The organism is Qiania dongpingensis (assembly GCF_014337195.1).
Classification (GTDB): Bacteria; Bacillota; Clostridia; order Lachnospirales; family Lachnospiraceae; genus Lientehia; species Lientehia dongpingensis.
Genome location: NZ_CP060634.1, coordinates 1,212,928 through 1,229,078, shown reverse-complemented (window position 1 = coordinate 1,229,078; position 16,151 = coordinate 1,212,928). Strand labels below are relative to the sequence as shown.

The 16,151-nt window shown below is 51.0% G+C and carries 16 protein-coding genes; 14 read left to right on the top strand and 2 right to left on the bottom strand.

The features are described 5' to 3' along the window. Window positions 1–119: 119 nt before the first annotated feature. The 3 genes from H9Q78_RS05950 to H9Q78_RS05940 are packed head-to-tail and all read left to right on the top strand — an operon-like array spanning window position 120 to window position 2,551. The gene (locus tag H9Q78_RS05950) at window positions 120–707 is read left to right on the top strand and encodes a TetR-like C-terminal domain-containing protein (RefSeq protein WP_249304249.1); all 588 of its coding nucleotides are present in this window, start codon (window positions 120–122) and stop codon (window positions 705–707) included. Continuing rightward, window positions 700–1,392, top strand: coding sequence for an ABC transporter ATP-binding protein (locus H9Q78_RS05945; protein ID WP_249304247.1), 693 nt, complete (start codon window positions 700–702; stop codon window positions 1,390–1,392). Before H9Q78_RS05950 ends, H9Q78_RS05945 begins: the two co-directional genes overlap by 8 nt. Window positions 1,393–1,396: 4 nt before the next feature. Continuing rightward, complete coding sequence (locus tag H9Q78_RS05940) at window positions 1,397–2,551, top strand: FtsX-like permease family protein (protein WP_249304245.1); 1,155 nt, start codon at window positions 1,397–1,399, stop codon at window positions 2,549–2,551. A 49-nt stretch (window positions 2,552–2,600) separates the two neighbouring features. Here the strand turns inward: H9Q78_RS05940 and H9Q78_RS05935 are convergent, their stop codons facing one another. Next, window positions 2,601–3,203, bottom strand: coding sequence for a cytidylate kinase-like family protein (locus H9Q78_RS05935; protein ID WP_249304244.1), 603 nt, complete (start codon window positions 3,201–3,203; stop codon window positions 2,601–2,603). Window positions 3,204–3,250: 47 nt separating this feature from the next. Then, entirely contained in the window at window positions 3,251–3,778 is a 528-nt protein-coding gene (gene hpf, locus H9Q78_RS05930) for a ribosome hibernation-promoting factor, HPF/YfiA family (RefSeq protein ID WP_249304242.1), read from the bottom strand. 649 nt (window positions 3,779–4,427) lie between these two features. Between hpf and secA the strand changes: the two genes are divergently transcribed. From secA to rimI, 11 genes are all read left to right on the top strand, one after another. After that, on the top strand, window positions 4,428–7,004 hold the full coding sequence (gene secA, locus H9Q78_RS05925) for a preprotein translocase subunit SecA (protein WP_249304240.1): 2,577 nt from the start codon (window positions 4,428–4,430) through the stop codon (window positions 7,002–7,004). Window positions 7,005–7,025: 21 nt separating this feature from the next. Next, window positions 7,026–8,139 (top strand): peptide chain release factor 2 gene (prfB, locus tag H9Q78_RS05920; protein WP_249304237.1). Its coding sequence is split into 2 segments (ribosomal slippage): window positions 7,026–7,100 and window positions 7,102–8,139, totalling 1,113 coding nucleotides; the frame shifts between segments, so codons are not numbered across the junction. Window positions 8,140–8,304: 165 nt separating this feature from the next. Further along, on the top strand, window positions 8,305–8,748 hold the full coding sequence (locus H9Q78_RS05915) for an ACT domain-containing protein (RefSeq protein ID WP_249304235.1): 444 nt from the start codon (window positions 8,305–8,307) through the stop codon (window positions 8,746–8,748). A gap of 11 nt (window positions 8,749–8,759) precedes the next feature. Further along, complete coding sequence (locus H9Q78_RS05910; RefSeq protein ID WP_249304234.1) at window positions 8,760–9,971, top strand: homoserine dehydrogenase; 1,212 nt, start codon at window positions 8,760–8,762, stop codon at window positions 9,969–9,971. Window positions 9,972–10,024: 53 nt separating this feature from the next. Beyond that, complete coding sequence (locus tag H9Q78_RS05905) at window positions 10,025–11,236, top strand: aspartate kinase (protein ID WP_249304233.1); 1,212 nt, start codon at window positions 10,025–10,027, stop codon at window positions 11,234–11,236. Then, the gene (locus tag H9Q78_RS05900; protein WP_249304231.1) at window positions 11,208–11,690 is read left to right on the top strand and encodes a DUF2752 domain-containing protein; all 483 of its coding nucleotides are present in this window, start codon (window positions 11,208–11,210) and stop codon (window positions 11,688–11,690) included. The genes H9Q78_RS05905 and H9Q78_RS05900 overlap by 29 nt, the downstream gene beginning before the upstream one ends. 39 nt (window positions 11,691–11,729) lie before the next feature. Further along, window positions 11,730–13,874 carry a Tex family protein gene (locus tag H9Q78_RS05895; RefSeq protein WP_249304230.1) on the top strand — a complete coding sequence of 715 codons (2,145 nt, stop codon included), beginning with the start codon at window positions 11,730–11,732 and terminating at the stop codon, window positions 13,872–13,874. A gap of 51 nt (window positions 13,875–13,925) precedes the next feature. After that, window positions 13,926–14,456, top strand: a complete 531-nt coding sequence (locus H9Q78_RS05890; protein WP_249304228.1) for a YcxB family protein — start codon at window positions 13,926–13,928, stop codon at window positions 14,454–14,456. Next, window positions 14,449–14,886: a tRNA (adenosine(37)-N6)-threonylcarbamoyltransferase complex ATPase subunit type 1 TsaE gene (gene tsaE / locus H9Q78_RS05885; RefSeq protein ID WP_249304226.1), complete on the top strand. Its 438-nt coding sequence runs from the start codon at window positions 14,449–14,451 to the stop codon at window positions 14,884–14,886. Before H9Q78_RS05890 ends, tsaE begins: the two co-directional genes overlap by 8 nt. Further along, entirely contained in the window at window positions 14,883–15,614 is a 732-nt protein-coding gene (gene tsaB, locus H9Q78_RS05880; protein ID WP_249304224.1) for a tRNA (adenosine(37)-N6)-threonylcarbamoyltransferase complex dimerization subunit type 1 TsaB, read from the top strand. The genes tsaE and tsaB overlap by 4 nt, the downstream gene beginning before the upstream one ends. Next, window positions 15,611–16,105: a ribosomal protein S18-alanine N-acetyltransferase gene (rimI, locus tag H9Q78_RS05875; RefSeq protein WP_249304222.1), complete on the top strand. Its 495-nt coding sequence runs from the start codon at window positions 15,611–15,613 to the stop codon at window positions 16,103–16,105. The genes tsaB and rimI overlap by 4 nt, the downstream gene beginning before the upstream one ends. Window positions 16,106–16,151 lie beyond the last annotated feature (46 nt).

Genomic DNA, 16,151 nt, shown 5'->3' with positions numbered 1-16,151 from the left:
GAAGCCGCGGGATTATGCGTAATTAGATCATACGGTTGACAGAAAAGCACAGAACCGGTATAATGTAAAACATATGTTGCAAAACAAACGTTTTATATTGAGAGGGGGGAAGTGACGTTATGCCGCCGAAACAGAAGTATACGAAAGAAGAGATGATCGCGGCCGCAGTGGAGATCATCAGGAGAAACGGCAGAGACGGTCTGACAGCCAGAGGCCTGGGAGAGGAACTGGGCAGCTCTTCCAGGCCGGTCTTTACTATATTCCAGAATATGGAAGAAGTATATCAGGAGACAGTGGATGCGGTAAAGGGTATCTATAACAGATACATTCAGGAAGGATTATCGAAAGAAGCCGCTTTTGAAGGAGTGGGGATACAGTACATACGCTTTGCCAGGGAGGAACCGAATCTGTTTAAACTACTGTTCATGACAGGGAGAGAAGTCTCTCCGCGATTGCCGGATGTCCTGTCCGCCATCGATGAAAACAGCGGCCGAATCTTGGAAGCTGTAAAGGAAGAATACGGCATGGACGAGGAGAATTCTCGGAGACTCTATCAGTGCCTGTGGATTTTCACCCATGGGATCGCCACCTTGTGTGCGAATGGAGTATGCCGTTTTACAGAACCCGAGATAGGGGGAATGCTGACGGATATATGCGAAGGAATGTTGATAAAGCTGGGAGGCGTCAGGAGGAGAAAAGATGATTGAGATCAGCGAAGTCAGAAAGTCCTATGGAAACGGTAAAAGCTCTTTTATGGCGCTTCGCGGCATATCCCTGAAGATTGAGAATGGGACGTTTACAGTCATTTTGGGCCCTTCCGGTTCTGGAAAATCTACGCTTCTGAACGTGGCCTCCGGCCTGGAACGCCCTGACAGCGGGAGCGTCCGTTATGGCGAGACGGATATCAGCGCTTTGGGAGATAAGCAGCTTACAAAGTTCCGGAAAGAAAACGTAGGTTTTATTTTTCAGCAGTATTATCTGCTGCCGAATCTGGATGTGGACCGGAATGTGAAGATGGGCGCCAATCTGGCCGGAAATAAAGAATACAGTCATATCATTGAAGCCGTTGGATTGGGAGGGAAGGAAAAAAAATATCCGGATGAGCTGAGCGGAGGAGAACAGCAGCGGGTGTCTATAGCCAGAGCTCTGGCAAAGAATCCGAAAGTGCTGTATCTGGATGAACCGACAGGAGCGCTGGATGAAGAAACAGGAAGGCTTGTTCTGGATTATATTGACCGGCTTCAGCGGCGGCTTCGATTTACGGTTGTCATGGTCACGCATAACGTCAATATAGCGGAGATGGCGGATACGGTCATCCGGATGAACAGCGGAAAGATCGTGGAAAGCTACACAGGCCAGGCGCGCAGGACCGCCTACGAGATAGGATGGTGACCATATGATCGTCAGGACCAAGGATGCGCTGAGGCTTGCCGGTATCTCCGTCATCGCCTTTTGTGCAGTATTTGTATGTACTCTGTTTTTGAACTTCAATCTTGACATGGCGGGGGTAGAGTCTCTCGTTCCTTCCGGTGAAGCGATGGCATTTTATGATGCCCAGGTGCTGATGGGGAATGTGATCAGTTCCGTCAGCGGAGGATGTCTTTTGCTGACTTCCGTCGTCATGCTGTTCTTTTATATCAAGCACTACATAGACGCCCATAAAAAAGAATTGGGAATCTTAAAGGCGCTGGGATATTCCAACTGGAAAACCGCGAAAGGCTTCTGGATCTTCGGACTGAGTATCCTCATCGGTACAGTTTCAGGTTTTGCCGGTTCTCATTTACTGATGCCGATTTTTTACGACGCGATGAACGGAGGCGGAATCCTGCCGGATGTCACGCCTCACTTTCATATTATTCTGGCAGTGTGCCTGGCCATTTTGCCCGCGGTGTTTTTTGGAGCACTGGCCGTCTTATATGGCTGTTATAAGATGAAATGTCCTCCGCTGGATCTGATACGGGAAAGGCCGGAGGCATCCAAAAGGCGGAGAAGAAAAAGGAGTCGGGCGCCGGAGGAGAGCCATTTCCTGCGGGAGCTCAGGAGGAGCACCGTGAGGAGCCGGCCCGCCCTCGTTTTCTTTATTGCGTTTTCCTCTTTTTGCTATGCGTCGATGATGCAGATGTCCGTAAGTATCACAAAGGATGAGCTGGCCGGGCCCATGTTTACAGCGATCGTTTTCGGCATCGGTATTCTCCTATCCTTGGTCACCCTGCTCCTGGCTGTCACGACGGTCGTGAATGCCAACGCCAAAAGTATTTCCCTTATGAAGGTGTTCGGTTATTCCTATCAGGAATGCAGGGGGGCGGTACTGAATGGATATAGGCCTGCGGCATATCTTGGCTTTGCGGTTGGGACCGCTTACCAGTATATGCTGATCAAGATCATGGTCGGATTTTTTGCTTCAACTGAAAAAGCTGTGCCGGAAACCAGTTTCAATTTTACGGGCTTTGCGGCGGTACTCGTTTCTTTTATCCTGGTATATGAAGCAGTCATGGGCTTCTATGCCTTGAAGATAAGACGGATTTCTGTGAAAGGTATTATGTTGGAATAAATAAAAAGAAGGGGCGGTTCCATGCGCGGAACGCCCCTTCTTTGCCGTTTTATAAGGTTTCGTACAGCGCCGCCAGTGTGGTGATAATTTGTTTCTCGCTTAAGCGGCTGCTGTCCAGGCAGATGTCATACTGGCTTAAATCCAGCCAATTCTGTCCGGTGTAATGTTCGTAGTAATCTCTTCGTTGCTTGTCCGTTTTTTTCACCAGGGACGCGGCCTTGGATCTGTCAATATCGGCCCGTTCCATGATGGCGTCCACACGGTACGCGTACGGAGCGCTGATGCAGACACGGAGTACATGAGGCACATCGGAAAGGATGTGGTTGGCACAGCGTCCGACGATCAGGCAGTCTTCCTTTTCAGAAAGCGCCCGGATGATATCCTCCTGGGTGTGGAACAGCACGTCATTCATCGGATAAAACCGGTACTGCCCTTCCATTAACGTGGGATCATCCACAGGATAACGCCACGGATTGGGCCTTTGTTCATCTACTTTAACCAGTTCTTCATATGGGATGTTTTTCTGCTCCTGAGCCAGCTTGAGAAGCTCCTTGTCATAGAAATGGATACCCAATGCTTCCGCCAGCCGGATACCGACGACTCTTCCGTTGCTTCCATAGGTACGGTTGATGGTAACTACGCGTTTGGCCATTGGAAATCCTCCTTCCTGTTTGCAGATTCCTATTTTTCAGACAGGCATCAGAAATCCGGTTCTATGAGACCGTAGGTGTTGCCCTTCCTTTTATATACCACATTGACTTCATCCGTATCTGCGTTCCGGAAAACAAAAAAGCTGTGTCCCAGAAGCTCCATCTGTACGCAGGCCTCCTCCGGGTCCATGGGTTTTACCGCGAACCGCTTGGTACGTTCGATTTTTATGGTTTCGGCTTCTTCGGCCTCTTCTTCCATATACGCTTCTGAGAAAGACGCAGCATTCTGCTTCTGGTCGATCAATTTCGTTTTATAGCGTTTTAACTGCCGCTCAATAATTTCCTCCACAAGATCGATGGACACATACATGTCGCTGCTGACCTGTTCGGAACGGATAATAGAGCCTTTTACGGGAATGGTGACTTCGATTTTCTGACGGTCCTTTTCAACGCTGAGTGTAACATGGACTTCGGTGGCGGGACTGAAATACCGCTCCAGCTTACCGATCTTTTCATGGACGGCCGATTTAAGACCCTCTGTAATGTCGATATTTCTTCCTGTAATGATGTACTGCATAACATCAACTCCTTTTCTGCGTATTCTTGGAGGTCCTGTAAAAAGACTTCCTAAATCCACGGAAAACCTCAGATGGATTATATAGAAATTATATCATAAAGCAAAATATATACAAGGCAAAAGATGAAAAGAAGGCGAATTGTTTGACAACAAAATGTGAAAAAATGTAGGAACGTGGTGACGGAAAAAGTCAAGGGAAAAAGGAAAGAAAAGGTCGAAAAAATGAAAAATTGGTTAAGTTCACAAAACAAGTGTTTTTTTTCGACGAAGGGGGTAGTCCACACAAAACAAGGGTAAAATTGTGGATAGTGTGGATAAGTCCGTGGACAACTATAAAACCTTGTAAAATCAACGAATAAGATTGTGTATAACTTTTGTGGATAATGTGGATAACTTTTTACATCACATGTCGAAAGCCGCAAATCGATTTGTCGAATTGTGCAACATGTATAAAAAGCAAAATTTGTGTCAAAAACGCTCCTTGAGGGTAAAAGAAGAGAGGAGGGGGGGAAGAGTTCCGGAAAAACAGTTGAACTGAGATGAGGTTGGTGATACAATAAGAAAGATTTATCGTAGATTATCATTGGATAGCTGTGTACTTTTGACGGGACCGGGTCCCAGATTAGTAAAGAAGCAGGAGCGTACAGATATGGGTTTAGTACAAAAATTATTTGGAACACACAGTGAGCGCGAGATAAAGCTCATTAAGCCGACCGCGGACAAGGTGGTGGCCCTCCGCCCGGAGATGATGAAGCTTTCCGACGAGGAGCTCCGCGGAAAGACCAAGGAATTCAAAGGAAGGCTGGAAAAGGGGGAGACCCTGGACGATATCATGCCGGAGGCTTACGCAGTGGTCCGTGAGGCGGCCAGGAGAGTCCTTAACATGGAGCACTATCCGGTGCAGATCCTGGGCGGCATTATCCTACATCAGGGACGTATCGCTGAGATGAAGACCGGTGAAGGAAAGACCCTGGTGGCTACTCTTCCGGCTTATTTGAATGCTCTGGAGGGAAAGGGCGTCCATATCGTGACGGTCAATGATTATCTGGCCCACCGTGATGCGGAATGGATGGGGCAGGTCCATGAGTTTCTCGGGCTGACCGTCGGAGTCGTGTTAAACAGCATGAACAGTGATGAGCGGCGCGCCGCTTATAATTGTGATATCACTTACGTGACCAACAACGAACTGGGATTTGACTACCTCAGGGACAATATGGTCATTTATAAGGAACAGCTGGTGCTCCGGGAGCTCCATTACGCCATTGTCGACGAGGTGGACTCGGTGCTCATCGACGAGGCCAGGACCCCTCTTATCATTTCCGGGCAGAGCGGGAAGTCCACGAAGCTTTATGAAATCTGTGACAGCCTTGCGAAGAGGCTTCAGCGGGGAGAAGAAAGCGGAGAGATGACCAAGATGGCGGCCATCATGAAGGAGGAGATCACTGAGACCGGAGATTTCATTGTCAATGAAAAGGAAAAGGTCGTGAACCTGACGGCTCAGGGCGTGGAGAAGGTGGAGCAGTTCTTTCATATTGAAAACCTGGCCGATCCGGAGAATCTCGAGATCCAGCATAATATTATCCTGGCTCTCCGCGCTAACTATCTGATGTTTCGGGACCAGGACTATGTGGTCAAGGACGACCAGGTGCTCATTGTAGATGAGTTCACAGGGCGTATCATGCCGGGCCGGCGCTATTCCGACGGCCTGCATCAGGCGATCGAGGCAAAAGAGCATGTGAAGGTAAAACGGGAGAGCAAGACCCTCGCCACGATCACATTCCAGAACTTTTTCAATAAATTTGACAAGAAAGCCGGCATGACCGGAACGGCTCTTACGGAGGAAAAGGAATTCCGTGATATCTATGGGATGGATGTCATCGAGATCCCGACCAATAAGCCGGTCATCCGTGACGACAGGCAGGACGGCGTATATAAGACGAAGAGAGAAAAGCTGGCCGCCGTTGTGGAAGCGGTCATGGAAGCGCACCGGAAGGGACAGCCTGTGCTGGTCGGCACCATTAATATCGATTCCTCGGAGGAAATCAGCAACCTGCTTCGGAAAAAGGGGATTCCCCATAAGGTGCTGAACGCCAAGTTCCATGAGATGGAAGCGGAGATTGTCGCGGAAGCCGGTGTGCACGGAGCGGTGACCATCGCTACCAACATGGCCGGCAGAGGTACCGACATCAAGCTGGATGATGAAGCGCGCGCCGCAGGCGGGCTGAAGATCATCGGTACGGAGCGGCATGAGTCCAGGCGTATTGACAATCAGCTGCGCGGGCGTTCCGGCCGTCAGGGGGACCCCGGCGAGTCCAGGTTCTATATCAGCCTGGAGGACGATTTGATGCGTCTCTTCGGCTCAGAGCGCCTGATGTCCGTGTTCAATACACTGGGAGTGGAGGACGGAGAGGAGATTGAGCATAAGATGCTCTCCAGCGCCATTGAAAAAGCCCAGAAAAAGATAGAGGGAAATAACTTTGGCATCCGTAAGAGGCTGCTGGATTACGACGAGGTCATGAACGAACAGCGCGAGGTGATCTATAAGGAGCGCCGGCGTGTGCTGGACGGGGAAAGCATGCGGGATGTCATTTACAAGATGATCACCGATACGGTGGAGAACGCGGTGGACGGCACCATCTCCGACGATCAGGCGCCGGAGGACTGGGATATCGTAGGGCTTAATGACCTGATCTCCCCCATTATCCCGATCAAGCCCATCGTGATACCGGAAGAGGAATACAAGAATTATAATAAGAGCCAGCTGAAGCACATGCTGAAGGAAGAGGCCGTGAAGCTTTATGAGGAGAAGGAAGCCCAGTTCCCTGAAGCGGAGCAGGTCCGTGAGCTGGAGCGGGTGATACTCTTGAAAGTGATCGACCGGAAGTGGATGGACCACATCGACGATATGGACCAGCTTCGCCAGGGTATCGGTTTGCAGGCCTACGGCCAGAGAGATCCTCTGGTGGAATACAAAATGGCCGGTTACGAGATGTTTGACGCCATGACGGCCAATATCCAGGAGGATACGGTCAAGCTCCTGTTCCATGTACGTGTGGAGCAGAAGGTAGAGCGTGAACAGGTCGCCAAGGTGACCGGGACCAACAAGGATGATTCGGCTGTCAATACACCCAAGAAGAGAGAAAATAAGAAAATCTATCCCAACGATCCATGCCCCTGCGGTTCTGGAAAGAAATATAAGCAGTGCTGCGGAAGGCTGGAGAAATAAAAATGAAAGAAGGTGAAGCTATTGGTAGAACTTGATCAGTTTAAAGTCGATCTCGCAGCTCTGGCAAAACCTTTAGTGGAAGTGAGGGATTCACTTTAACCTGGCTGGGAAAAGTGAACGGATCGCGGAGCTGGAGAAGTATCTGGAGGAGCCGGATTTCTGGAATGATACGGCGCGCTCTACGAAGATCATGCAAGAGCTTAAAAATCTGAAGGATACCGTGGAAGAATTCCACGAGCTGGAAGAAAAGAAAGAAGAAATACAGATCCTCATCGATATGGGATACGAAGAAAATGACGCTTCCGTTATCCCGGAGATCGAGGAGAGTCTGACTGCGCTCAGGGATAAATTGGAGGAGCTCCGTCTGTCCACGCTTTTGTCCGGGGAATACGACCGCGACGGCGCCATCCTGACGCTCCACGCGGGAGCCGGCGGCACCGAATCCTGCGACTGGGCCGGCATGCTGTACCGGATGTATACCCGCTGGGCGGAACGGAAGGGATTTTCCATTGAAGTCCTTGACTATCTGGACGGTGAAGAAGCGGGCATTAAATCCGTTACTGTGCAGATAAACGGGCTGAACGCCTTTGGATATCTGAAATCGGAGCGGGGAGTCCACCGCCTGGTCCGCATCTCGCCCTTCAATGCGGCGGGAAAAAGGCAGACCTCCTTTGTGTCCTGCGACGTGATGCCGGATATAGAAGAGGATATCGATATCGATATCAATCCCGACGATCTGCGAGTGGATACGTACCGTTCCAGCGGGGCCGGCGGGCAGCATATCAATAAGACATCCTCGGCCATCCGGATTACCCATATACCCACTGGGATTGTCGTACAGTGCCAGAATGAGCGTTCTCAGCATATGAATAAGGACAAAGCCATGCAGATGCTGAAAGCGAAGCTGCTGCTTTTGAAGCAGCAGGAAAATGCGGAAAAGATTTCTGATATCCGCGGGGATGTGAAGGAGATCGGCTGGGGGAACCAGATCCGCTCTTATGTCATGCAGCCCTACACCATGGTGAAGGACCACAGGACCAATGAGGAGAGCGGAAATGTGGCCAGCGTCCTGGACGGGAACCTGGACAACTTCATCAGCGCGTATTTGAAGTATATTCAGCTGGGCAAGGAATAAAAGAGATAATAAGGGGTATCTGCTCTGCGCGGATATCCCTTAAAATTGCGGGAAATTGTCTTTTGTAAAAAAAGTAGTTGCATCTTTGGTACAAATGTGCTAAGATTCTTCGTGGTGAAAACACTTGTATCTGATGGGCGGACGCCTAGAGGAAACGGAGGATGTATGGCAGAAGATAATCAATATTATGTGGTGAGGAACAAAGCGGTACCGGAGGTGCTTCTTAAAGTGGTGGAAGCAAAACGGCTTTTAGACTCGGAAAAAGTGATCACGGTGCAGGAAGCCACCGAGCGGGTCGGCATCAGCAGAAGCTCCTTTTATAAATATAAAGATGATATCTTTCCGTTCCATGATAATTCCAGGGGAAAGACCATTACCTTCGTGCTCCAGATGGATGATGTGCCAGGGCTTCTGTCTACGGTATTAAAGACCATAGCGGACTACAATGGGAACATTCTGACCATTCATCAGACGATTCCCATCAACAGTGTGGCTTCCCTGACACTTAGCGTGGACGTATTGCCCACTACCGGCGACACTTCAGCCATGCTGGCCGAGATCGAGAAGCTGGACGGGATACATTATTTGAAAATATTAGGCAGAGAGTGAGAGGAAAACCAATGAAGATTGCAATTATGGGATACGGTACCATAGGCTCCGGAGTGGCGGCAGTCGTGGAAGAAAACAGAGAGAGCATTTCCAGGAAGGTCGGAGAGCCTTTAGAAGTAAAATACGTTCTGGATCTGAGAGAATTTCCGGGGGATCCCATACAGGAAAAAATCGTGCATGATGTGGATGTCATCATGAATGACCCCGAGGTGGCCATAGTGGTCGAGACCATGGGCGGTGTGGAACCTGCCAGGACCTTTGTAAAAAAAGCGCTGTCCGCTGGAAAATCCGTGGCGACTTCCAATAAAGAGCTGGTAGCCAAGTGCGGGACGGAGCTTCTGGATCTGGCAAAGGAGAACCAGGTCAGCTTCCTGTTTGAAGCAAGCGTAGGCGGAGGAATTCCGATCATCCGGCCGCTGAACCAGTGCCTGACGGCGGACGAGATCATGGAGATCACGGGGATTTTAAACGGAACGACCAATTATATGCTGACGAAGATGGACAAAGAAGGGATGACCTTTGACGCGGTCCTCAAGGAAGCTCAGGAAAAAGGATATGCGGAGAAAAATCCCTCTGCCGATATCGACGGCTTTGACGCGTGCAGGAAAATTGCGATCCTGTCTTCTCTCGCATACGGGAGCCAGGTAGACTATGAGGATATCTATACGGAGGGGATCACAAAGATTACCGATACGGATTTTAAATACGCCAATAAAATGGGGACCTCGATCAAATTATTCGGCACCAGCCGCCGGGTGGGAGAACAGTTCTACGCGATGGTGGCTCCCGTGATGATCGACTCCAGCCATCCTCTGTACGCAGTGAACGATGTGTTCAACGGTATCATGGTCGAGGGCAATATGGTGGATAAGCTGATGTTCTACGGACGCGGCGCAGGGAGCCTTCCCACTGCCAGCGCGGTGGTGGCAGATGTGATCGAGGAAGCGAAAAATCTTCATACGACGCTGCTGACCAGCTGGAGCACGAAGAAGCTTGCGCTGGCTGATATGGGAACCTATTCCAGGAAGTTTTTTGTCCGGATGGCCGGAAAACGGTCGGAAAAGGCCGCCCAGGCGGAAGCAGCCTTCGGCAAGGTGACATATATTGAATTAGAGGGACTGGATGAATTCGCGTTTGTGACTCCGGAGATGAAGGAATCTGACTATATGGAGAAGGCGGCGAAGCTTTGCGGCGTGCTGCAGATGATCCGTATGGATATGTAGGAAACGGAATCCGGAAGGCAGCAGTTCTATAGCATGGATAGCAGGAGGATAATATGTTAATTGTTAAGAAATTCGGCGGCAGCTCGGTGGCCGACAAGGAAAGAATCTTCAATGTGGCGAAGCGCTGCGCCGAGGATTACAAGAAAGGGGACGATGTGGTCGTGGTTTTGTCCGCCATGGGCAAGACGACAGACGGTCTGATTGCTCAGGCCCACGACATCAATCCCAACCCGCCCAAAAGAGAAATGGACATGCTCCTAGCGACCGGCGAACAGATGTCGGTGGCATATATGGCCATGGCGCTTTCGTCTATGGATATTCCCGCGGTTTCTCTTAACGCGTTCCAGGTGGCGATGCATACCAGCTCTGCTTATATGAATGCCAGGCTGAAACGGATCGACACAGAGCGCATCCGCAATGAACTGGATGCCAGGAAGATCGTGATCGTGACGGGATTCCAGGGGGTCAACCGGCACGACGATTTCACGACTCTGGGAAGGGGCGGTTCCGACACGACAGCGGTTGCGCTGGCCGCCGCGCTTCACGCAGACGCCTGTGAAATCTATACGGACGTGGAGGGCGTTTATACCGCGGACCCGAGGATCGTGCCCAACGCAAGGAAGATGAGCGAGGTGACCTATGATGAGATGCTGGAATTCGCATCTCTGGGCGCCAAGGTGCTTCATAACCGTTCGGTGGAGATGGCAAAACGGTACGGTGTTCAGCTGGTGGTGCGTTCCAGTTTGAGCTATGCGGAAGGAACTGTTGTTAAGGAGGAGACAAAAATGGAGAAAATGATCGTAAGCGGCGTCGCTTCGGATTTGAATACGGCAAGAATTTCAGTAATCGGTGTAAATGATGAGCCTGGTATCGCTTTTAAGCTGTTTAACTACCTGGCGGCGAAGAATATCAACATTGATATCATCCTCCAGTCCGTGGCGAGGGACGGAAGAAGGGATATTGCGTTTACGGTCCCGAAGACAGAGCTTCATGAGGCGCTGGCCATTATCGATGAGCATAAGGATACGTTTACTGCCCGTTCTTTCCAGTACGATGAAAATGTGGCGAAGGTATCCATCATCGGAGCGGGTATGACCTCCAACCCCGGAGTGGCGGCCAAAATGTTTGAAGCGCTTTACAACGCGGATATCAACATCCAGATGATCTCCACTTCCGAGATCCGTATCACTGTGCTGATCGACGAGAACGATGTCGCGCGCGCCATGAGAGCGATCCATGACAAGTTCGATCTGGGCGATGACTGAGAAAAAAGGCGGAGCGGGCGGCGGAGGACAGACAGAACGGACTTTGTACGTATTGGGACTGGCGGCTATCCTTGTGGTAGCCGCCGCCTCTTTTATCATCCGGTATTTTCATATTCCTCTTGGAGGTCCGCTCATGGCCTGTCCCATATATTCCCTGACTGGATTTTTCTGCCCGGGGTGCGGGGGGACGAGGGCTTTCCGCCTCTTGTTTCAGGGGAAAATAACAGCGAGTATCATTTGCCATCCTCTGGTGATCTACGGGATGGCTGTTTTTGGTATTTTTATGGTAAGCCATACTTTCAGGATTTTCACCAAAGGGAAAATAGGGGGGATGACTTATCGGCACATTTATATTAAAATAGCAGTAGTGCTTTTGATCTTAAATGTGATCGTCAAGAATCTGGCCTGGATTTTCTGGCACGTGAATCTCATAGAATGGGCGTCCGCCCTATAGGCCGGATACACCGATTGATTTGGAGGATGGTTTAAAAAAATGGACATTATAAAGATGCTTTCCGAAGAGCTGGGGATAAAAAGGAGTCAGGCAGAGGCCGCCGTGCAGCTGATCGACGAGGGGAATACCATTCCGTTTATCGCCCGCTACCGGAAGGAGATGACGGGCTCTCTGAATGACGAGGTGCTGAGGGAACTGGATGAAAGGCTCAGATACCTCCGGAACCTGGAGGAGAGGAAGACCCAGGTGCTGGGGACCATAAAGGAACAGGGAGCCCTGACTAAAGAGCTGGAAAGGCAGCTTTTGGAAGCGCAGACTCTGGTGCTTTTGGAGGATTTGTACCGCCCTTATAAGCCGAAGCGCCGGACCAGAGCGACCATCGCTAAGGAAAAGGGTCTTGAGCCTCTGGCGGATATTCTGATGCTGCAGATGCTCAAGGTTCCGGCTTTCTCGGAAGCGGCCGGGTATGTGTCGGAAGAAAAAGGGGTGGAATCGGCAGAAGCGGCTTTGGAAGGCGCCGGAGACATCCTGGCAGAAAGAATTTCCGACGAGGCGGATTACCGTACTTATATCCGGAATCTGACAGTGGAGAAGGGGCTTTTGCAGTCGTCTGCCAAAAATGAAAACGAAAAATCTGTTTATGAAATGTATTATAATTTTGAGGAGCCTGTGAAAAAGACCGCGGGACACAGGATTCTCGCAATTAACCGCGGGGAAAAGGAAAAATTCCTGACTGTGAAGATAGCCGCCCCGGAGGAGGATATTTTGAGGTATCTGGAGCGGAAGATCATTGTCAGAGATAATCCGTATACAGCTCCGGTATTAAAAGACGTGATAGCAGACAGCTATAAAAGGCTGATTGCTCCTGCCATAGAGCGGGAGGTGAGAAACAGCCTGACCGAAACGGCCGAAGCCGGGGCCATCAAGGTTTTTGGCAAAAATCTAGAGCAGCTTCTGATGCAGCCTCCCATTGTGGGACAGGTGGTGCTTGGCTGGGATCCGGCTTTCCGAACAGGCTGTAAGCTGGCCGTGGTGGACGCTACAGGGAAAGTGCTGGATACGGTGGTCATCTATCCGACGGCGCCTCAGAATAAGGTGAAAGAAGCGAAAGCAGTGCTTAAGAAGCTCATTGAGAAATATGACGTGACCTTAATATCCGTGGGAAACGGGACCGCATCCCGGGAGTCGGAGCAGGTGATCGTGGAGCTTTTAAAGGAGATTCCAAAACGGGTCCAGTATATCATCGTCAACGAGGCCGGAGCATCGGTCTATTCTGCCAGTAAACTGGCAACGGAGGAATTTCCTGATTTTGACGTGGCGCAGAGGAGCGCGGTCTCCATTGCGAGACGTCTGCAGGATCCGCTGGCGGAGCTGGTGAAGATTGATCCGAAATCCATCGGAGTAGGGCAGTATCAGCATGATATGAACCAGAAGAACCTGGACGAGGCTCTGAAAGCGGTAGTAGAAGATTGTGTGAATAAGGTCGGGGTGGATCTCAACACAGCTTCGGCCTCCCTGCTGGAATATATATCAGGCATCAGCAAGGCGGTCTCCAAAAATATTGTGGCCTATCGGGAGGAAAACGGGAGGTTCACAGACCGCAGGCAGCTTTTGAAGGTGGCGAAGCTGGGACCGAAGGCCTATGAGCAGTGCGCCGGCTTCATGAGGATACAGGGAGGGAAGAACCCGCTTGACGCCACCGCCGTCCATCCGGAGAGCTATCCGGCGGTGGACGCTCTCCTTGACAAGCTGGGATACGATAAGACGCAGATAACCGCGGGAGGACTTTCCGGCATCAGCAGAAAGGTGATAAGGCCGAAGGAGCTTGCCGGAGAGCTGGGGATCGGGGAGATCACACTGTCCGATATCCTGAAGGAGCTGGAGAAGCCGGCCAGGGATCCGAGGGATGAGATGCCTAAGCCGATCCTCCGGACCGATGTCCTGGACATGAAGGACCTTAAGCCGGGGATGGTCCTTAAGGGTACGGTGCGGAATGTCATTGATTTCGGAGCATTCGTGGATATCGGCGTTCATCAGGACGGCCTTGTACATATCTCCCAGATGAGCGACCGCTTTATTAAGCATCCGCTGGAGGCGGTCAGCGTGGGAGATATCGTGGAGGTACAGGTATTAAGCGTGGATCTGGACAGAAAGCGGATACAGCTGACAATGAAGATAAAATAGTGCCGGAGGCTTTAAGACCCGCCGGAGAATTGACGGAGGAAGGAACATAGAATGGAAAAAATCAGAGTCACAACGGAGATCAAACCAAAGTACTTATTCCGATTTCAGGTATATCACACCTATTTCGGGCTGACCGGAGTCCTGCTTGTCCTGCTGTCTGTGATGGCATTGGTGGATTTGATCGGGAATTTTGGCAGCATGGCGGTATGGGCCAAGATATTCTGCATATTTATCCTGATATGGGGACTTGTTTTAAATCCTCTGAATCTGTATTATAAGTCCAAAAAGCAGGCGGCTAGTACCGAGCTTTTCCAGCATCCCATCGATGTGGAGATATCAAAGGACGGCCTTGGGATCTTTCAGGGCGACAAGGGCGGCCTGGTGGAGTGGAAGGATATCACAAAGATCGTCATTCTCAAAAATGTCGTTCTGTTTTATATGGGAAAGGTGAGGGCGCATCTGCTTCCTCTGGATCAGAATCCCGAGCAGGCCGACGATGTCGTGGAGCTCATCCGGAAGTCGGCCAAGGGCAGGAGAGTCATTGTCCACAGAAGGAAACGGAGGAAACGCAAAAGTGCTTGAGCAGGTTGAGACTTACGGCCCGGAAGAGACATTTTCCTTTGGGAAGCGCCTGGGAGAGAACGCGGGACCGGGCACGATATTCTGTCTGGACGGCGATCTGGGAGTGGGAAAGACCGTTTTCACCCAGGGATTTGCCGCGGGGCTCGGTATCACAGAGCCGGTGAACAGTCCTACCTTTACCATTGTGCAGGTCTATGAGGAGGGACGCCTTCCCCTGTATCATTTTGATGTATACCGGATCGGCGATGTGGAAGAGATGGAGGAGATCGGATATGAGGATTACTTTTTCGGGGCCGGGGTGTGCCTCATAGAGTGGGCCTCCCTGATAGGGGAGCTGATACCGGAATCAGCGGAATGGATCACCATCGAGAAGGATATGGAAAAAGGGTTTGATTACCGGAAAATAACCATAGGACGGGAAAGGCAATGAAAATATTAGGAATCGAAAGCGCTTCTTTGACAGCCTCGGCCGCAGTTTGGGAAGACGAGAGGCTGACGGCAGAATATACGGTGGATTATAAGAAGACCCATTCTCAGACCCTGCTGCCCATGATCGACGAGATCGTGAGGATGACGGAAACGGACCTGGAGACGATCGATGCCATAGCGGTGTCCGGCGGGCCTGGTTCCTTTACTGGATTAAGGATTGGCTCGGCCACGGCAAAGGGGCTGGGGCTGGCTCTCGAAAAGCCGCTCATCCATGTGCCGACTCTGGACGCCATGGCGTACCAGCATTTTGGAACGGATCGTCTCATATGCCCGATCATGGATGCCAGAAGGGGACAGGTATATTGTGGTCTGTATGAGTTCCATTCGGAATTCCGGGTTCTGAAGCCGCAGGCGGCTATGGATCTTAAAGAGCTCCTGGAAGAAATCAATGAAAGGAAGAGACCTGTGGTTTTTTTGGGCGACGGAGTGCCTGTGGGAAGAGCGGTGATTGAAGAAAGAACCCGCGTTCCCTTCGTGTTTGCCCCTTCGTTTTCATGCCGTCAGAGGGCAGGAGCCGTAGCGGCTCTGGGAGCAGAGTACCTGAAAGAAGGGAAGACAGAGAAAGCCGGGGACCATGCGCCGGAGTATCTGCGTGTCTCTCAGGCGGAGCGGGAGATGCTGGAAAGGAAAAAACGGGCGGAGGATCCGGCGAAGGAGACCATATCGTGAACGGAATCCTGATAAGAAACCTGGAGCCGGAGGACGCCTTGGAAGCGGCCGCCCTGGAGCAGAGGGTTTTCGGCACACCCTGGTCGGAGAAGCTTATTTCTGAGTCGATACGGCAGGCTATGGAAAGCAGGAGGAAGGAGCTTGAGGCCGGGAAGCCTTTGAAGCTGTCCTTTGGCGCCATTGGAGCGTGGAAGGGAACACGTCTGGCGGGATATCTGTTTGCCATGATCGTGTCCGGAGAAGGAGAGCTTCACCGGATTGCCGTTTTGCCGGAATTTCGCAGAATGGGAATCGCCGGCCTTCTCATGGAAGCATTTCTGTCCTGGATGAAAGAGCGGGGGACAGGGGCTGCCACTCTGGAGGTGCGGGAAGGAAATACTGCCGCCGTTTCCCTGTATGAGAAGTACGGATTCCGGGAAGAAGGGCGGAGAAAGGACTATTATCGGAATCCTGCGGAGGATGCGAGGATCTTCTGGCTCAGAGAGCTTTAGAGGAAGACAACGGCAGGAATTCCATGGATTACCGCTTTCTTATTCC